The sequence below is a fragment of the Antarctobacter sp. genome, from assembly GCF_034670325.1.
Lineage (GTDB): Bacteria > Pseudomonadota > Alphaproteobacteria > Rhodobacterales > Rhodobacteraceae > Antarctobacter.
This window is the reverse complement of sequence record NZ_JAXMNR010000004.1, coordinates 429,779-446,345: the sequence shown is the minus strand read 5'-3', so window position 1 is coordinate 446,345 and position 16,567 is coordinate 429,779. Positions and strand designations below refer to the sequence as shown.

Below are 16,567 nucleotides of genomic sequence, written 5' to 3'. Positions count from 1 at the left end.
ACACCACGGGCGGCCCCGCCCCCCGGCGACAAAAAAGGTTGAGACATGGCTGTCCAACAGAACAAAGTTTCCAAGTCGCGTCGCAACAACCGTCGCGCGCATGACGCCCTTTCCGGCGCCAACCCGAACGAGTGCGACAACTGCGGCGAGCTGAAACGCCCGCATCACGTCTGCCCGTCCTGCGGCCACTACGCTGAACGCGAAGTTGTTGCGATGACCGACGACATCGAACTGGACGAAGACGCCGCCTGAGCGATCTTCCCGTCGGGACGCCTACTGAATGTCTTCCCAGAAGGACCACCGAGGCTCCGACTCGTCTCGCATCGTGATCTCGGTCGACGCCATGGGCGGCGACCGCGGGCCGTCGGCTGTGATCGCTGGCATCTACGAGTCTGCCCGCATCAATCCCGAACTGGACTTTATCCTGCACGGACCCGCGGATGAGCTGGAAAAGCTCGTCGCGCGGCGTCGTGGTTTGGGGGAACGATGCCAGATTCGCGACGCCCAAGGCATCGTGAGCATGGAGGACAAGCCCAGCCAGGTAATGCGTCACGGCAAGGGCACCTCGATGTGGTCGACACTGGAATCGGTGCGCGCGGGAGAGGCGACCGTGGCGGTAAGCTGCGGCAACACCGGCGCGCTGATGGCGTTGTCGATGATCCGCCTGCGCAAGCTGCCCGGCGTCAACCGCCCCGCCATTGCGATTCTCTGGCCGTCACGCAACCCGCAAGGGTTCAACGTGATGCTGGATGTCGGCGCGGATATTCGCGCCGACGCCGAGGATCTCTTGCAATACGCGCTGATGGGATCAGCCTATGCCCGCAACGGTCTGGCCCTGACCAAGCCCCGAGTCGGCTTGCTCAACGTCGGCACCGAAGAGCATAAGGGCCGCGCCGAACTTAAAGAGGCGCATGATCTGATCGCCGCACAAGAAGACGCCGGGAACTACAAGTTCGTCGGTTTTGTGGAAGGCGGCGACATCCCGGGCAAGCGCTGTGATGTCATTGTCACCGACGGCTTCACCGGCAACGTGGCCCTGAAGACCGGCGAGGGCACCGCCTCTTTGATCGGCGACCTGCTGCGCGAGGCATTTGCCTATTCCCCGCTGTCGCGCATCGCTTCTCTGTTGGCGCTGACCTCCTTGCGCCGCCTGCAAAAGCGGATCGATCCGCGCCGGGTGAATGGTGGTATCTTCCTTGGCCTGAACGGAACGGTCGTGAAATCCCACGGCTCGGCGGATGCGACCGGCGTCTCTGCCGCGGTAAAGCTGGCGTTTGAGCTGGCGCGCTCTGGCTTTGGCGACAGACTGGCCGCACGGGTTGCCTCTGCCGCCGAGGCATCGCAGGATGGCGGTTCACAAAAGGACGTCAAGAAATCATGACCATACGCGCTGTCGTCACCGGCGTCGGGCACTACCTTCCCGACCGCGTCGTCGAAAACGCAGAATTTGAAGCGACGCTGGAGACCAGTGACGATTGGATCCGCAGCCGATCTGGCATCGAGCGCCGCCATTTTGCCGCCGAGGGCCAGACCACCTCGGATCTGGCAACCCGAGCCGCCACAGCCGCGTTGCAGGATGCCGGTGTCGCCGCCGATACGGTGGATGCGCTGATTGTCGCCACCTCGACCGCCGACCTCACCTTCCCGTCTGCCGCGACCATGGTGCAGGCCGAATTGGGCATGACCACAGGGTTTGCCTTTGATGTGCAGGCCGTATGCGCCGGGTTCATCTATGCGCTGGCCAACGCCAATGCGCTGATCGTTTCCGGTCAGGCAAAACGCATTCTGGTCATCGGTGCAGAAACGTTTTCGCGCATCATGGACTGGACCGACCGTGGCACCTGCGTCCTGTTTGGCGATGGCGCCGGGGCGCTGGTTCTGGAGGCCGCCGATGGCGAGGGAACCAAGGACGACCGCGGCATCCTGTCGACCGACCTGCACAGCGACGGACGGTTCCGCGACATCCTTTATGTCGATGGCGGTGTGAGCAAACAGAACACCGGGTTCCTTCGGATGCAGGGCAAAGAAGTCTTTCGTCACGCGGTGGAAAAACTGGCCTCCACGGCCACGACCGCGATGGAAAAGGCCGGGGTCACCTCTGATGAGATCGACTGGGTGGTGCCGCATCAGGCCAATATCCGCATCATCAACGGGACAGCCAAGAAGCTGGGACTGCCGATGGACCGCGTTGTCGTGACCGTTCAGGACCACGGCAACACCTCTGCCGCGTCGATTCCACTGGCGCTGTCGGTGGGCAAGGCCCGGGGCCAGATCAAACGCGGCGACCTTGTGGTGACAGAGGCGATCGGCGGCGGGTTGGCCTGGGGATCGGTGGTTTTGCGCTGGTGACCGGTGCTGCAGCGCACTGTACGTGGGCGGATGTCCACGCATGTTGCAGTTTAGCGGTGATCGAGAGGATAAATTGCTTGCCGCAAGTCATTGATATTGACTTGTGATTTTTCACCCCAATAATCCGGAAGAAACATCGGGAGGGACGATCATGGGTGAAAAGACGCTGACGCGCATGGACCTGAGTGAAGCGGTATTCCGCGAGGTCGGTCTGTCGCGCAACGAAAGCGCCGAACTGGTCGAAGCGGTGCTTCAGCACATGTCGGATTCGCTGGTCGCAGGCGAACAGGTCAAGATTTCATCCTTTGGCACCTTCTCGGTCCGGGAAAAGGCGGCCCGTGTCGGCCGCAACCCCAAGACCGGACAAGAGGTGCCTATTCAGCCGCGCCGCGTGCTGACCTTCCGCCCCTCACACCTGATGAAAGACCGCGTGGCCGCGGGCAACAAGCGCTGAGGCGGCGCTGATGCCCAAGTCTCGGGATGCGTTTCGGACCATTTCGGAAGTGGCTGACTGGCTGGAAACGCCAGCCCATGTGCTGCGCTTTTGGGAAAGTAAATTCAGCCAGGTCAAACCCGTGAAACGCGCCGGTGGACGTCGCTATTATCGCCCAGCAGATATGGAATTACTGGGCGGAATCAAGAAGTTGTTGCACGATGATGGCATGACCATCAAAGGTGTGCAGAAGGTCCTGCGCGAACAGGGCGTACGCCATGTCGCCTCTCTCGCAGCTCAATCCGCAGAAGCCGACCAAAGTGATCTGATCGAAGACGCACCCTATGCCGAAGTGCCGTTGCACGATACCGACGGCGAGGTTGTGGCCTTCCCATCGGAGGCGGTTGCATCTCGGGCCGATGATACGCTCGCCCCGCAGACAATAGACGAAGCATCGGAACAGGACCCTCCGGAAGAAGACCATCCTGAACTGGATGCAGAGGTCGCAAAAGACGAAGACCCCGCCGATACCGACCTGCGAGAGGTCGAACAGCCTCAGACCCCCTCCGCACCCGACCTGCCCGCGCCGGACCTTTCCGCTATGCCATCCGTGGCGGAAGATTTTGAAAACATCGAAGACGAAGACGCAGAGGAAGCAGAAGAAACCGACGCTGTCATAGCCGAAGAGGTGAATCATGACGCTTCCGAGTCGCCGTTGAATCACTCCGCCGAGTCGCAACCGCCCGAGGTTGCGCAGTCAGCCGCTACAGAAGATGTGCCCGATATTGCGAAAGAGGACGAGGACCCGGTAGAGGAGACTGTCACACCTGTGTCACAGCCAGACGTTGCCACCTCTACCCCAACGGAGGAAAAGGCAGACCTGTCTCTGGACCCTGATCCAACAGAAAGCCCGGATACCCCGGAACTGCCGTTCGGTCTGCCCGACGCTGCCGCGATAGCAGATGACATACCTGCGGCGGTCGCCGAATCGGAACCCGAATCTAAGGCCCGGAACCCGCTTGACCTACCTGATTTCAGCGTCTCGGACACCCCGCCGCCTGTAGCCGAACCGGCTGTGCGCCCTGCCGTCGGCCCGCTTGGCCAGATTGCCAAATTGTCCGCCCTTTCAGACGCGCAAAAAGCCGCGCTTGCTGCGCAACTTCCCGCTCTCGAAGCGCTCCGGGATCGCCTGTCCGCACCACTTTCCTGAGCGTCGGATTTTTCGTTGTAAGGGGTTGCTCTTGACGAAAAAAAGCGTAAACCACCCCGACACGTCGGGCTATGGCGCAGTCTGGTAGCGCGTCCGTCTGGGGGACGGAAGGTCGCAGGTTCGAGTCCTGCTAGCCCGACCAATTTTCCTATCCCAGCTAATTCTCCAAGCCTTCCCTGTGGGTTGGCCAGCGCTTCATGAGGCATCACGAGGTTTGACTGTGGGCCTCGGGCAAGCGGGTCAAACAATCAATATAGACAAATTCAACGGACCTTTGGACCACGTCCAAGTGAGCGGTCTCAAAGGGCGGCCTTGTCAAAGACCGACACGGGACTGCCAACCATGCCACGATGGATGCGCGGGTCCGATATGTTCCGCCCTGCCCGCGTCACGCGACGTTTTTGCGCTCCACCTCGCCCCATGCGCTTGCTAAGACGGGCGAAACGAGGGGAATGCGATGACCGGGGTTCTGGCCAGCCAAGAAATCGAAGCGTTGATCACACAGGGCGCGATCACCGCCGAAGTGCCGTTTGTCGACGGACAGGTGCAACCGGCGAGCCTTGATCTGCGGCTGGGACAAACCGCCTACCGGGTCCGCGCGTCGTTTCTGGCCGGTCAGGGGCGCAGCGTCTCTGACCGTATCGACGAATTCGAAATGCACAGGATTGCCTTGGGCGCGGACGGTGCGGTTCTGGAAAAGGGCTGTGTCTATCTTGTCCCCCTGATGGAACGGGTTCGCCTGCCGAATGACATTCAGGCTATCGCCAACGCCAAAAGCTCGACCGGGCGGTTGGATCTGCTGACGCGGGTGATCACCGATGGCGGGGTCGAGTTCGACCGCATCGCGGCGGGATATGACGGGCCGCTCTACGCCGAGATTTGCCCGCGCTCATTCTCTGTTCTTGTGCGTCCGGGCATGCGCCTGAACCAGATCCGGTTTCGGCGCGGGCGGTCCGTGCTGAGCGATACGGAACTACACGATCTGCACGAGGCAGAGACGCTGGTCGGCGGCGGCGCCCCGGTAATCGGAGAGGGACTGGGCTTTTCCGTCGACCTGCAACCGGGCGATGGCGGGTTGATCGGCTATCGCGCGCGCCCTCATACCGGGGTGATCGATCTGGACCGGATCGGAGCGTATGACCCGCTGGAATTCTGGGATGAGCTGCGCTCTGACAGCGGGCAACTGATCCTCGATCCCGGCGCGTTCTACATCCTCGTCAGCCGTGAAGCGGTGCATATCCCACCGGGATATGCCGCCGAAATGGCCCCCTATCTGGCCATGGTCGGGGAGTTCCGGGTGCATTACGCGGGTTTTTTCGACCCCGGATTTGGCCATGCCGCCGCAGGCGGAGCAGGCGCACGCGGCGTGCTGGAGGTGCGCTGCCACGAGGCCCCCTTTGTGCTGGAACATGGCCAGATCGTCGGGCGTCTGGTCTATGAGCGCATGTCGCAGGTGCCGACACAGCTATACGGTGCCGGGATCGCGTCGAACTATCAGGGTCAGGGCTTGAAACTGTCCAAACATTTTCGCGGCCGTTAGGCCTGCCCGTCAGAGACGGTTTCCCATCCGGGCCGCACGGCGCGCCTGACGGACGGCGCGCTGCGCCTCGCGGCCCTGTTGGCCACCGCCGGTCGTGCGCTGAATTCCAGCGTCTATGCCTTTGTGAACCAGTTTGCGCAGCACCATCTGCACGACCATATTGACGATCTGTTGGACGTTCATGCTCGAATCTCCTGTTTTGGCATGCAGATTAACCAGCAATTGTGCCGTTTTTCGGGCGGATCAGTCCTCGAACAGCTCACTCTGTCCCTCTTCCAGCCCTTCTTCGGCATCCACATCGCCCTCGCCCGCCTGCGGCACGCCCAAAGGCGAGGGGCGGCTTTCCAGCAGACCGGCAGCGCGCAAGTCGGCCAGTCCCGGCAGATCGCGCGCGGATTCCAGGCCGAAGTGGTCTAAAAAGCCCTGCGTCACAACAAAGGTCACGGGTCGCCCCGGCGTCATGCGACGACGGCCAAAGCGGATCCACTCCATCTCAAGCAATTGATCCACCGTTCCGCGCGACACGGACACGCCGCGGATTTCCTCGATCTCGGCCCGAGTGACCGGCTGGTGATAGGCGATGATCGCCAGCGTCTCGACCGCCGCGCGCGACAGTTTGCGCGTCTCGACTGTCTCACGTTGCATGAGAAATCCAAGGTCCGGCGCGGTGCGGATCGCCCATGCGTCCCCGACTCGGACCACCTGCACACCGCGCCCGTCATACCGCTTGCGCAAGTAGACCAGCGCCTCGGCGGCGTCGCAGCCATGCGGCATCCGGTCGTTGAGTTCCTTCACGGTCACCGGTTCGGCGCTGGCAAAGAGGATCGCCTCAACCATGCGCTCTTGCTCGACTATGGGAGGTGCCTCGAACAGGCTGTCGCGGGGCGGGCGGTCTTCTTCGGGTGCGGCCTCGGGGGTGTCAGTCATCCCGCCTCTCCTTACGGCGCATCATGATGGGTTCGAACGTGCCGGACTGTTTCAACTCTGCCTTGCCCTCTTTGACCAGTTCCAGCGAGGCGGCAAAGGTCGCAGCAGTGGCGGATCGCCAACGCACAGGGTCCTCAAACCAACCCTCGGGCAGATAGCTTTGGATGTCGGTCCAGACCCCGGCAAAGCCGATCAGGCCCCGTATCCGTTCCAATGCCTGTTCCATTGTGAACACACGGTCGCGGTCCATCACGAAAGGACGGAATTCATCTCGGGTGCGGATACGGGCATACCCCTGCATCAGATCCAGCAGAGTGGCGGTGTATTTCACCTGCCGCACCTGTTCGACCTGCTCCGGCAGGCCGCGCCCAAAGAAATCCCGGCCCAACTGATCGCGCGCCATCAGCCGGGCGGCGGCGTCGCGCATCGCCTGCAGGCGTTCCAATTGAAAGGCCAGATGTGCGGCAAGGTCCTCGCCCGTTGGTCCCTCTTCGGAGGGGTCAGGCGGCAGCAGCAGGCGCGATTTCAGGAAAGCCAGCCAAGCGGCCATGACCAGATAGTCTGCGGCCAGTTCGATCCGCAGCGTCTTGGCCTCTTCCACGAACCGCAGATATTGCCGCGCCAGTTGCAGGATCGAAATCTTACGCAGGTCCACCTTTTGGGTCCGCGCCATGTTCAGCAGCAGGTCCAGCGGCCCCTCAAACCCATCCACATCAACCACCAGCGCCTCGGCGGCGAGGCGTTCGGAAACCGAAAGGTCGACAAGATCGGGGGAGTCGTTCATGCGGGGTCGGTGTGCGGGTCCAAAGCCATGAAGGCGTCAGCCTCAGCGCGCAGGGCGGCGATGTCAACCGGCTTGGGGGCTGCGCGGGCCATCAGCGCACGCTCTGCGCGGGCTTGCGCCTGCGTGTCCATCGCTCCGACCTCTGCACACAGCGCCTGCATCTCTGTCAGGTCGCCGTTGCAGTGCAGGATCACGTCACAGCCTGCCTTGCGCGCGGCGATGCCGCGTTCGGGCACGGTGCCGGTCAGTGCCCGCATCGAAATATCGTCGGTCATCAGCAGCCCGTCAAAACCGATCTGGTCCCGCATAACGCGGTTCATTACCGGCGACAGCGTTGCGGGGCGCGGGTCGATGTCCTCAAACACCAGATGCGCGGTCATCGCCAATGGCAGTTCGGCAAAAGCCTTAAAGACAGCAAAATCCTGTTTGTCGAGCGTGCCGCGATCCGTTGCCACTCGCGGCAGGTCCAGATGGCTGTCCAGAGTGCCCAACCCGTGACCGGGCATATGTTTCATCACCGGCAGCACGCCACCATCAAGGCAGCCCTGCACCACGGCACGGCCATGGCGGATCACGGTGTCCCGGTCGGTTCCATAACAGCGGTTGCGCAGGACGGCGTGGGTTTCCGGTCGGGCAATGTCCAGCGTCGGGATGCAATTGCCGTCGATGCCAAGCGTGCGCAACTCATCGGCAATCAGGCGCGCCCGCAGGTAAAAGCGGCGCTCGGCGTCCGGGGCATTGGCGTCGTCGAGTGGCGGTTGCCAGTCACGGGCCAGTGGCGGGCGCAGGCGTTGCACGCGCCCGCCCTCCTGATCGATAAAGATCGGCGCATCGTGGCCAGCAGCCTCACGCAATCCATCGCAAAGCGCGCGGATCTGGTTGGCGTCCTGCAGGTTGCGATTGAACAGGATAAAGCCAAAGGGCCGCGTCTCGGAAAAGAGTGTTCTTTCCGAATGTGAGAGCGTCGCGCCAGCACAGCCAAGAATGACTGCGCCAAACGCCGTCATCGCGTCACGACCGGAATGCAGTCGACCTTTTGCGCAACAAAGGCAGCGCAAAAGCGGCGCGCGTCGGACAGGTCCTCAAACCCGTGCGCACGGAGCCGGTAAAAGGTGCGTCCACCAGACGAGGCTTTTTGGATCACCCGCTCTTTGTCATCGAGGTAATCCCCGAACCGCCCATCAAGGCGCTGCCATTCCGAACGCGCTGCGTCGGGGCTGTCAAATGCGCCGATCTGCACCAGCCGGGTTCCGGCGGACAGGGTTGCGGGATCCAGTTCCGTCACCGGTCCCGAGGCCGCAGCGGCGACAGCGGCCGCCTGTGTCGTGCGCGGGGCACTTGCCAGACCGGCAGGCCGCAGACGGGGCCGCAAAGACCGGGCAAGACCCGGGCCATCAAACTGAACGTCCGTCTCTGGCAGGGCAGAGGCCAGCGCGGTCACTACATCGGCGTCGGTGCCTTCGGGCAAGGCGCTGAGCGGCTTGGCCCGTGCAGCAATCTCATCGGCCAGCGCGGCTAGCGCGCTGTTCGGCTCGGCGCTTTCGGGGATCGGCGCGCCCGAGGGCGGCAATTCGACAATCTCGGCGTTGCGGGCCAACGTGGGCGGCACATCGCGCGGACGCTCGACCGGAGCCAAAGCCCCCAAAGCCACATCATCGGCCTGAAGCCCTGCCGCGCGCGGGGCAAGGGTCAACTTGTCCACCGGGTCCGCCGCGCCGCCGTGACCGGCAACCGCGTTGACCGCCAGCCCCTGATGATCGGCCAGCGTGCCACCGGGATCTTCTGGCGCGACGCGCATCGGGCCGGACATGGCCTGCACGACCGGAACGCCGCTGACGTCCCGCGCCACGACCTTGTAGCCCCAGACCGCGATACCGACGACCAGCGCCAAGGAAATTGCCGCCCCGGCCCAATTGGCCATCGACGCCATGTTCCCAGATCCCGAATGCGGGGCCGAAGGACCCCCTTCAAAGGTGAAATCCGCCATTTCTGCCTCATGTCCCCCAGGCAGTGCTTTGCCACCCGGATGCGTTGCTGCTCAACTCAAATCCCGGCGGAGGCGGCTTTTGTCAGCGCATCTCTTCCACCGGGGTCACGCCAAGGATACCAAGACCGGCGGAAATCACAACCGCCACGGCCCGCGCGAGCGCAATTTTGGACTGTGTTGCAACAGGATCATCCTGCAAAAAGCGCAGTTCGGGCACATCGTTGCCCCGGTTCCACAACCCGTGCAGGTCTGCGGCCAGTTCGCTGAGGTAGGTGGCAATCCGGTGCGGTTCCTGCGTACGCGCGGCGATTTCCACCAGACGCGGCCATTCCGCCAGCTTGCCTGCCAGCGTGATTTCAGCCGGATGGGTCATGCCGGACAGGTCAGCGGCAGCCAGCGTTGCGTCACTGACATCCACACCCGCCTCCGCCGCCTTGCGCAGCACCGAACAGATCCGCGCATGGGCGTACTGCACGTAAAAGACCGGGTTTTCCTTGGATTGCTCGACCACTTTGTCGAAATCGAAATCCAGCGCCGCGTCGCTTTTGCGCGTCAGCATATGGAACCGCGCCACATCCGGCCCGACCAGATCCACCAGATCGCGCAGCGTGACAAAGGTCCCTGCCCGCTTGGACATCTTGAACGGTTCGCCGTTCTTGTACAGCTTGACCAGCTGGATCAGCTTGATCTCCAGCGGCACCTTGCCATCGGACAGCGCCGAAACTGCCGCCTTCATCCGCTTGACGTAACCGCCGTGATCGGCGCCGAAGATGTCGATCAGCAGGTCAAAGCCGCGGGTCACCTTGTCATAGTGATAGGCGATGTCGGGCGCGAAATAGGTCCAGTTGCCGTCCGACTTCATGATCGGGCGGTCAACGTCGTCGCCGTGTTCGGTGCTTTTGAACAGGGTCTGTTCGCGCGGTTCCCAGTCCTCGGGCTTTTTGCCTTTGGGCGGCTCCAGCACGCCGCGATAGATCAGCCCCTTGGCCTTCAGGCTGTCGATGGCAGCCTCGATCTTGCCGGTGCCGTACAGCGACTTCTCGGAAAAGAAGTGATCCATGTGCACACCAAGCGCGGCCAGATCCTCGCGGATCAGGTCCATCATCGCGTCGGTGGCAAACTCGCGCACCTCTTGCAGCCAGTCCTCTTCGGGCGCATCCAGCCAGACATCGCCAACCTTGTCCTTGAGCGCCTCACCCACGGGGATCAGATAGTCACCGGGATAGCTGCCCTCGGGCCAGTCGACGCTGAGGTCATGCGCCTCCAGATAGCGCAAGTAGACAGACCGGGCGAGCGTATCGACCTGACCGCCACCATCGTTGATGTAATACTCGCGCGTCACGTCGTAACCCGCGTAGGCCAGCAACGAGGCCATTGCGTCCCCCACAATTGCGCCCCGCGCGTGGCCGACATGCATCGGCCCCGTCGGGTTGGCCGAGACGTATTCAACGTTGACCTTTTTGCCCTGCCCCATGGCAGACCGCCCATAGGCGGTGCCGTCCTTCAGAATCGCCGCCGGAAGCGTCTGCCAGACCGCAGGCGACAGCCGCAGGTTCAGGAAACCGGGACCCGCGACATCGGCAGAGGCAACGCGGGCATCGGCGCGCAGCTTGGCGGCCAGCGCCTCGGCAATGTCACGCGGCTTGGCCTTGGCGGGTTTGGCCAGCACCATGGCGGCATTCGTCGCCATATCGCCGTGCAGCGGATCGCGCGGCGGTTCGGTGGTGACCGGGTCGGTGTTCAGCCCCTCTGGCAACGCACCCTCGGCTTGCAATGCTTCGATGCCCTCGATCACGAGAGCGCGGATATCGGAAAACAGGTTCATGTCAGCGGCTCCAACGCGGTTGGGCGGTCTCTATCACTTTGACACGGGGCGTCAAATGTCCGCTTTGTCCGCATCGTCATCGGGCTCTGGTTCAGCGGCACGTCGCTCGGCCCGTTTGGGAAGGCGGGACAGCAGCTTGGTTCCTGCCGCGCCGCGCAATTCGTCCTCGGGGCCAAGCAGGCGCAGGGTGCCGTTTGGTCCCAGTTCGGCCATGGCCACGGCCTCGGGCTGCGCTGCGCGCCAGTCCTCCAGCGTGAATTCCTCGGTCAACTTGGTGACCCGGAATTCGCTGCCGCTGGCGATCACGGCATTTGCCTCAAAGAACGTCTCGTCCGCGCCCAAGGCCTTGCCGCCCAAGGTTGCGGGCAGCGCATGGCGGCTGGAAGTGTCGCGGACGCGTTTGATCTGAAAGATATTGTCGCGCCCGAATTCCGGGGCAAGATCGGTCGCGACCAGCGTGTTGTAGGCGTCGTTGTCACTGGCGCAGACGAGCTTTTCGTAAACGACAAATTCAACGCGTTCTTCGGCGGATTCCGAAAGGATGTCGCCATAGAAGGTGTCGATCCCGGCCTCGCGCGCGCTGCGCAGGTGGGCGTTGTTGGGGTCGGCGATGATCACCGGCAAATCCATCTTCTTGAACGCCGCTCCCAATTCGACCGCCCATTTCGACCCGCCCATGATCAGAACGCCCGGCAACCGCGAGGCGGTCAGCCCCAATAGCCGTGCCATTGGCGCAAGGGTAAAGCCGTGCAGAACCACCGTGGCGGCAACCAGCGCAAAGGCCAGCGGCGCAATCCGGTCGGCGTCTTCAACGCCGATCTGCACCAGACGTTCGCCAAACAGCCCCGCGACCGCCACCAGAACCACGCCGCGCGGTCCGGTGAGCGCGACCAGCAGGCGTTCCTTCCATTCGACATTGGTAAAGGCAAGGGCCGCAAGAACTGGCAAGGGGCGCGCCAGCAGGATCACCGACAGGACAAAAACCCCGGCCCGCCAGTCCAGCACGGCAAGACGTTCGAAACTCATGCCCGCCGCGAGCAGGATAAAGACGCCCGAGACCAGAAGGACAGTGGCGTGCTCCTTAAAGCGGTACAACTCGGCAAAGCTGGGCAGGCCCGCGTTCGCGATCCACAACCCCATGATGGTGACAGCCAGCAAGCCGGATTCATGCAAGACGTGATCGGCCACGGCAAAAACCGCCAGCAGCACCACAAACAGCACAGGCACCTTCATGTATTCCGGCACCAGCGCCTGACGAAAGGCACGCACGATGCCCCAGCCGCCCGCAAGACCCAGCGCCGTGGCCATGGCGATGCCTGTCAGCAGTTCAACCGTGGCGGGACCTGCGCCGGTGGCGGTCCTCAGGACCAGCACAACCTCAAAGGCCAGCACGGCGGCCAATGCGCCGACAGGATCGTTGACGATCGCCTCCCACTGTAACAACGCGGCGGGGCGGCGGCGCAGGCGGGCCTGCCGCAACAGCGGCGCGATGACGGTGGGGCCGGTGACGATCATGATGCCGCCAAAGACGGCGGACGCCTCCCAACTGAGCCCCGCCACCCAGTGCAGGACAGAGGTGGAGGCTATCCATCCCAGCGGCGCGCCGATCAAGACCAGCCGCCGCACGCCTTTGGCCGCATCCGACAGCCGGTGCAGATCCAGCGTCAGACCGCCCTCGAACAGGATAATCGCCACCGCCACCGCGATCATCGGTTGCAGCATGTCGCCAAACTGCGCCGCCGGGTCCAGAATACCCGTCACCGGGCCGATCACCAGACCCGCGACCAGCATCAGCACAATCGCGGGCAGACGCAGGCGCCAGGCCAGCCACTGACTGCCAACGCCAAGCGCCCCCACAAGCCCGAAGGCCAGAACGGGATCCAGCCCGCCGGTCTCTGCCACTGCCATTTTTTGCTCCCTGCCCTGCGCGCCTGCCTTGGCTTGCCTGCCCGGCTTAGCCTAACGGCTTGCCTGTGTTCCGTCGATCCGTCAGGCGCCCGCGTCCTGTCCCGGCCATAGCCCTTCCAGAACATCCCGCCCAGAGTAGCGCGCGTGCTGTTGCAGGGCGAAACGGTCCGTCATTCCGGCGATATAGTCCGCAACCAGTCGCGCCAGCGCCGTTTCATTGGCCACCTGCGCCCCATGGCCCTGCCAGCGCTGTGGCAACAGCGTCGGGTCGGCCAGATAGATGGGGAACAGCTCATTCACCGCCTGCGTGACGCGGGCGCGCTGCTCCATCACCCGTGGCGCACGGTACATGTTGTTGAACAGGAATGACCGGATCTGTTTCAGGTCTGCCCACAAGGCATCGGAGAATCCGATCACCGGATGACCGATGTCGCGGATCTCCTGCGCGCTGGACGCCCCCGTGGCGACAAGCCGGGCCCGCGAGGTTTCGATCAGATCCGACACCATTGCGCCAAAGACCCGGCGCAGCGCCTCATGCCGACGCCGGTAGCTGTCGGTCGTGGGATACTTGGCGTCGACCTCGGCATAGGCGTCCCGAACGATGGGCAGATGTGCGATTTCCTCTTCGGCAAAGAGACCAGCCCGCAGCCCGTCGTGCAGATCGTGGTTGTTGTAGGCCACATCGTCGGACAGCGCCGCCACCTGCGCCTCGGCGCTGGCATGGGTGTGCAGTTCAAGGTCATGCTCCGCATTGTATTCGGCCAGCGCATAGGGAATGTCGCCCACGACCGGACCATTATGCTTGGCGATGCCTTCCAGCGTGTCCCACGTCAGGTTCAGCCCGTCGAACTCGGCATAGTGCCGCTCCAGCCGGGTGACGATCCGCAGGGTCTGGGCGTTGTGGTCGAACCCGCCATAGGGGGCCATCAGCGCGTGCAGCGCGTCCTCTCCGGTGTGGCCAAAGGGCGTGTGGCCAAGGTCATGCGCCAGCGCCACCGCCTCTGTCAGATCAAAGTTCAGCCCCAGCGCGCCCGCGATGGTGCGCGCGACCTGCGCCACCTCGATCGAATGGGTCAGCCGGGTGCGATAGAAATCCCCCTCATGCTCTACAAAAACCTGCGTCTTGTGTTTCAGACGCCGAAAGGCCGAGCAGTGAATGATCCGGTCGCGGTCCCGCTGAAAACAAGAGCGATGCGCGCTTTCCTCTTCGGGATAGCGGCGACCGCGTGCGCTGAGTGGGGTCGCGGCAAAGCTGGCGCGCATGAGTATCTGTCCCGATTTAGGTGTCCCTTGGCCGTCATAGCGTCTGCCCCTTGCCAAAACAACGACTTGCGTCGGCGGATGTCAGTCCGGGGGTTGTGGGGGCGTGTTTGTGACGACCCTTCCTGTATCCTGTGACCGAATTTACCAATCCCTCACCGGACGAGTCGGACCAAGCGGACACTCAAGATACAACGAAATCCTTCCGAACCGCACCGCAGCCCGTTTGAACGTTTTCAACAACTTGGCTTTTTGACCGCCAACGAAACGTCCGGGGAACCTTACTATGCGGCGACCTTTGCAAAAGATAGACTGGGGGCAAGTATTTTAGCGTCCAACCCTTGGAGAAAGCCATGTTCAGCCCCCTGCGCAGCGTCGCCCTCAGCTGTATTATCCTTGCCCTGCCCGCGACTGTGCTCGCGCAGAGCGAGACCGACAAGATCAAACCGGTCACAGAAACCCTTGTGCTTGACCCCACGGCCAAGACCGACACGGCTGACAAGCCGATCACCATCCGGTCGAAGAATCCAACCCTGATCAACCCCGGCGCGCCGCCTGCCAAAGCCCCAAACCCAGGAACACGCCCGCCGACGCCCGCGCCGAAACCTGACACGGTGATCACCCTGCCCCTGATCAACCCCGGGGCCTCCCGTCCGCCAGCGCCGCCGATCCTGGCCCCGGAGCCGGTCATCCCGCAACAGACCCGCGGCCCGGTGCCAACACCGCCCCCGCCGACCCCCAACCCGAGACCGAAACTGGCGGGTGTGCCGCTTGCCCCGGCTTCTTCGACCGATGCCAAGCCGGTCGAAGAGATGCCCTATATCACCTTCGCCGCCCCGACCTATGGCGACGACTATGAGGTGTCGATCGTCAACAGTGTGCGCGGCACGGGCCGTCTGCGCGTGACCACCGACTATGGTCCGGTGTTCTGCTCTGGCTTTGTGTTTGGCCCCACCGTTGTGGCGACCTCTTATGCCTGCGTTCCCGGCATCCTTGAGGACCCGCGTGTTGGTGCCAACACGATCGAGGAAATTCGCATCGTCTTTGACCACGTGTTCCCGGATCAGCGGCTGTGGTCGGCGCAGGGCTATGTCCTGACGCTGGACACCGAACTGTCGAGCCGTGAAACCGGCATTGCCGTGCTGCACATCGCCGCTCCGGATACCAGCTTTTCCCCGGACCGCATCCAGCGTGTCGGCAAGGCGGTTCCAGATCATCGGTCGCCGCTGTTCATGCTGTCGCATCCGCGTGGCGGGTCGATGCAGTTCCAGCACTGCGGCGCGGTGCCCACCGATCCGGCCTACCTGCCCGCCAAGACGTTCGAGCACACCTGCCAGAGCGATTACGGCGATCTGGGCGCACCTATCTTTGACGCCGCAACCGGCGCGGTGGTGGGTCTGCACCTGAGCCACGAGTTGTCGACCGGTCGCCGGTTTGCACAACAGACGCTGGATCTGGCCAACTGGATCGGCGACCAGCAATAGTCCCGGACGGGGATACCCGCCCCCGCCCAGTCAGGGCGGGGGCTTTTCTGCCTTTGCTGGCAGCCCGATCACGATGTGATACGCTTTGATTGATTGAAGGAGGAATTTCCCGTGCGTTTTTTGAGTTTAGCCCTGCTTGCAGGTCTTGCCTTGCCCTTCGCCTCACCAGCCCGCGCCGCTTGCGACGGGGCAAACTGTTCTTTGCCCGAAGACAACAAGGTGCGCGCACTGGCGCGCGGCGTCGGTCGGATCGACATCCTGCAGCGCGAAGGCGCGGGCTATTGTTCAGGCTTCATTGTCGCGCCGACCATCGTGGCCACCTCTTGGAATTGCGTGCCGGGACAGATGCAGTTGGACGGTTATCCGTCCGCGCTCATTTCCGGCATCTTGCTGGACTACACGGCCAAAGACGGTGACGGCGCAGAGACGCGCTATCTCTACTTCGATCCGCGCATGGGATCTGAGGGGTTCGGCGTCAGCTTTTTGCAACTGATCGACCCAAAGGCAGCGTTCGAGGAAAACCGCATTCTGACACTGTCGGACCAGATACCAGAGCCGGGGCAGCCTCTGGTCGCCCTGGTGCATGAGAAAGGCGCCGCCATGAGCTATGTCAGCGACACCTGCGCCGTGACCGCAAACGGCGACGCGGGTGACGACTTGGTCACGCACAATTGCGCAATCGGAGAAGGTACGTTGGGTGCGCCCCTGCTGGACCCGGACAGCGGCGAGGTTCTGGCAATTCACCTGTCAACCGGCAAGGATGGCACCGCCCGCGCCCGCAGCGCCGCCGCGTTGCTGCGGCTCTTGCCTGCTGCCGAGGACAAATGACACGGCTTGAAGCTCTGCCCGCCCATGCCTAA

General features: G+C 63.1%; 16 protein-coding genes and 1 tRNA gene. 9 read left to right on the top strand and 8 right to left on the bottom strand.

What is annotated here, in order from left to right; all coding sequences use genetic code 11:
- Positions 1 to 45 precede the first annotated feature (45 nt).
- The 7 genes from rpmF to VOI21_RS12750 all read left to right on the top strand — a co-directional run bounded on the left by rpmF (position 46) and on the right by VOI21_RS12750 (position 5,532).
- Positions 46 to 252 (top strand): 50S ribosomal protein L32, encoded by a 207-nt coding sequence (rpmF, locus tag VOI21_RS12780; protein WP_089279710.1) that lies wholly within the window; start codon positions 46 to 48, stop codon positions 250 to 252.
- 28 nt (positions 253 to 280) lie between these two features.
- Complete coding sequence (plsX, locus tag VOI21_RS12775; protein WP_323770280.1) at positions 281 to 1,381, top strand: phosphate acyltransferase PlsX; 1,101 nt, start codon at positions 281 to 283, stop codon at positions 1,379 to 1,381.
- Positions 1,378 to 2,349 (top strand): beta-ketoacyl-ACP synthase III, encoded by a 972-nt coding sequence (locus VOI21_RS12770; RefSeq protein ID WP_323770279.1) that lies wholly within the window; start codon positions 1,378 to 1,380, stop codon positions 2,347 to 2,349. The genes plsX and VOI21_RS12770 overlap by 4 nt, the downstream gene beginning before the upstream one ends.
- A gap of 151 nt (positions 2,350 to 2,500) precedes the next feature.
- Positions 2,501 to 2,803 (top strand): integration host factor subunit alpha, encoded by a 303-nt coding sequence (gene ihfA, locus VOI21_RS12765; protein ID WP_089279707.1) that lies wholly within the window; start codon positions 2,501 to 2,503, stop codon positions 2,801 to 2,803.
- A 10-nt stretch (positions 2,804 to 2,813) separates the two neighbouring features.
- A complete protein-coding gene (locus tag VOI21_RS12760) occupies positions 2,814 to 3,992 on the top strand; it encodes a MerR family transcriptional regulator (protein WP_323770278.1) in 1,179 nt (392 codons plus the stop codon).
- Between the two features lie 65 nt (positions 3,993 to 4,057).
- A tRNA-Pro gene (locus VOI21_RS12755) sits at positions 4,058 to 4,134 on the top strand.
- 315 nt (positions 4,135 to 4,449) lie between these two features.
- Positions 4,450 to 5,532 carry a 2'-deoxycytidine 5'-triphosphate deaminase gene (locus VOI21_RS12750; protein WP_323770277.1) on the top strand — a complete coding sequence of 361 codons (1,083 nt, stop codon included), beginning with the start codon at positions 4,450 to 4,452 and terminating at the stop codon, positions 5,530 to 5,532.
- Between the two features lie 9 nt (positions 5,533 to 5,541).
- Here VOI21_RS12750 and VOI21_RS12745 read toward each other — a convergent pair whose 3' ends face one another.
- The 8 genes from VOI21_RS12745 to VOI21_RS12710 form a co-directional block, all read right to left on the bottom strand.
- Complete coding sequence (locus tag VOI21_RS12745; RefSeq protein WP_323770276.1) at positions 5,542 to 5,715, bottom strand: hypothetical protein; 174 nt, start codon at positions 5,713 to 5,715, stop codon at positions 5,542 to 5,544.
- 60 nt (positions 5,716 to 5,775) lie between these two features.
- Positions 5,776 to 6,459, bottom strand: coding sequence for an SMC-Scp complex subunit ScpB (scpB, locus tag VOI21_RS12740; RefSeq protein ID WP_323770275.1), 684 nt, complete (start codon positions 6,457 to 6,459; stop codon positions 5,776 to 5,778).
- Positions 6,452 to 7,243, bottom strand: coding sequence for a ScpA family protein (locus tag VOI21_RS12735; RefSeq protein WP_323770274.1), 792 nt, complete (start codon positions 7,241 to 7,243; stop codon positions 6,452 to 6,454). The genes scpB and VOI21_RS12735 overlap by 8 nt, the downstream gene beginning before the upstream one ends.
- The gene (locus VOI21_RS12730) at positions 7,240 to 8,250 is read right to left on the bottom strand and encodes a glycoside hydrolase family 3 N-terminal domain-containing protein (RefSeq protein WP_323770273.1); all 1,011 of its coding nucleotides are present in this window, start codon (positions 8,248 to 8,250) and stop codon (positions 7,240 to 7,242) included. The genes VOI21_RS12735 and VOI21_RS12730 overlap by 4 nt, the downstream gene beginning before the upstream one ends.
- Positions 8,247 to 9,173, bottom strand: coding sequence for an SPOR domain-containing protein (locus VOI21_RS12725; RefSeq protein ID WP_323770272.1), 927 nt, complete (start codon positions 9,171 to 9,173; stop codon positions 8,247 to 8,249). Before VOI21_RS12725 ends, VOI21_RS12730 begins: the two co-directional genes overlap by 4 nt.
- Positions 9,174 to 9,312: 139 nt before the next feature.
- Positions 9,313 to 11,055: an arginine--tRNA ligase gene (argS, locus tag VOI21_RS12720; protein ID WP_323770271.1), complete on the bottom strand. Its 1,743-nt coding sequence runs from the start codon at positions 11,053 to 11,055 to the stop codon at positions 9,313 to 9,315.
- 51 nt (positions 11,056 to 11,106) lie between these two features.
- On the bottom strand, positions 11,107 to 12,963 hold the full coding sequence (locus VOI21_RS12715; protein ID WP_323770270.1) for a sodium:proton antiporter: 1,857 nt from the start codon (positions 12,961 to 12,963) through the stop codon (positions 11,107 to 11,109).
- 81 nt (positions 12,964 to 13,044) lie between these two features.
- Positions 13,045 to 14,226, bottom strand: coding sequence for a deoxyguanosinetriphosphate triphosphohydrolase (locus VOI21_RS12710; RefSeq protein ID WP_323770269.1), 1,182 nt, complete (start codon positions 14,224 to 14,226; stop codon positions 13,045 to 13,047).
- 350 nt (positions 14,227 to 14,576) lie between these two features.
- Here VOI21_RS12710 and VOI21_RS12705 point away from each other — a divergent pair, with 350 nt between their 5' ends.
- Together VOI21_RS12705 and VOI21_RS12700 are read left to right on the top strand one after the other, a co-directional pair.
- On the top strand, positions 14,577 to 15,707 hold the full coding sequence (locus VOI21_RS12705) for a trypsin-like peptidase domain-containing protein (RefSeq protein WP_323770268.1): 1,131 nt from the start codon (positions 14,577 to 14,579) through the stop codon (positions 15,705 to 15,707).
- Positions 15,708 to 15,926: 219 nt separating this feature from the next.
- The gene (locus VOI21_RS12700) at positions 15,927 to 16,535 is read left to right on the top strand and encodes a serine protease (RefSeq protein ID WP_323770267.1); all 609 of its coding nucleotides are present in this window, start codon (positions 15,927 to 15,929) and stop codon (positions 16,533 to 16,535) included.
- Positions 16,536 to 16,567 lie beyond the last annotated feature (32 nt).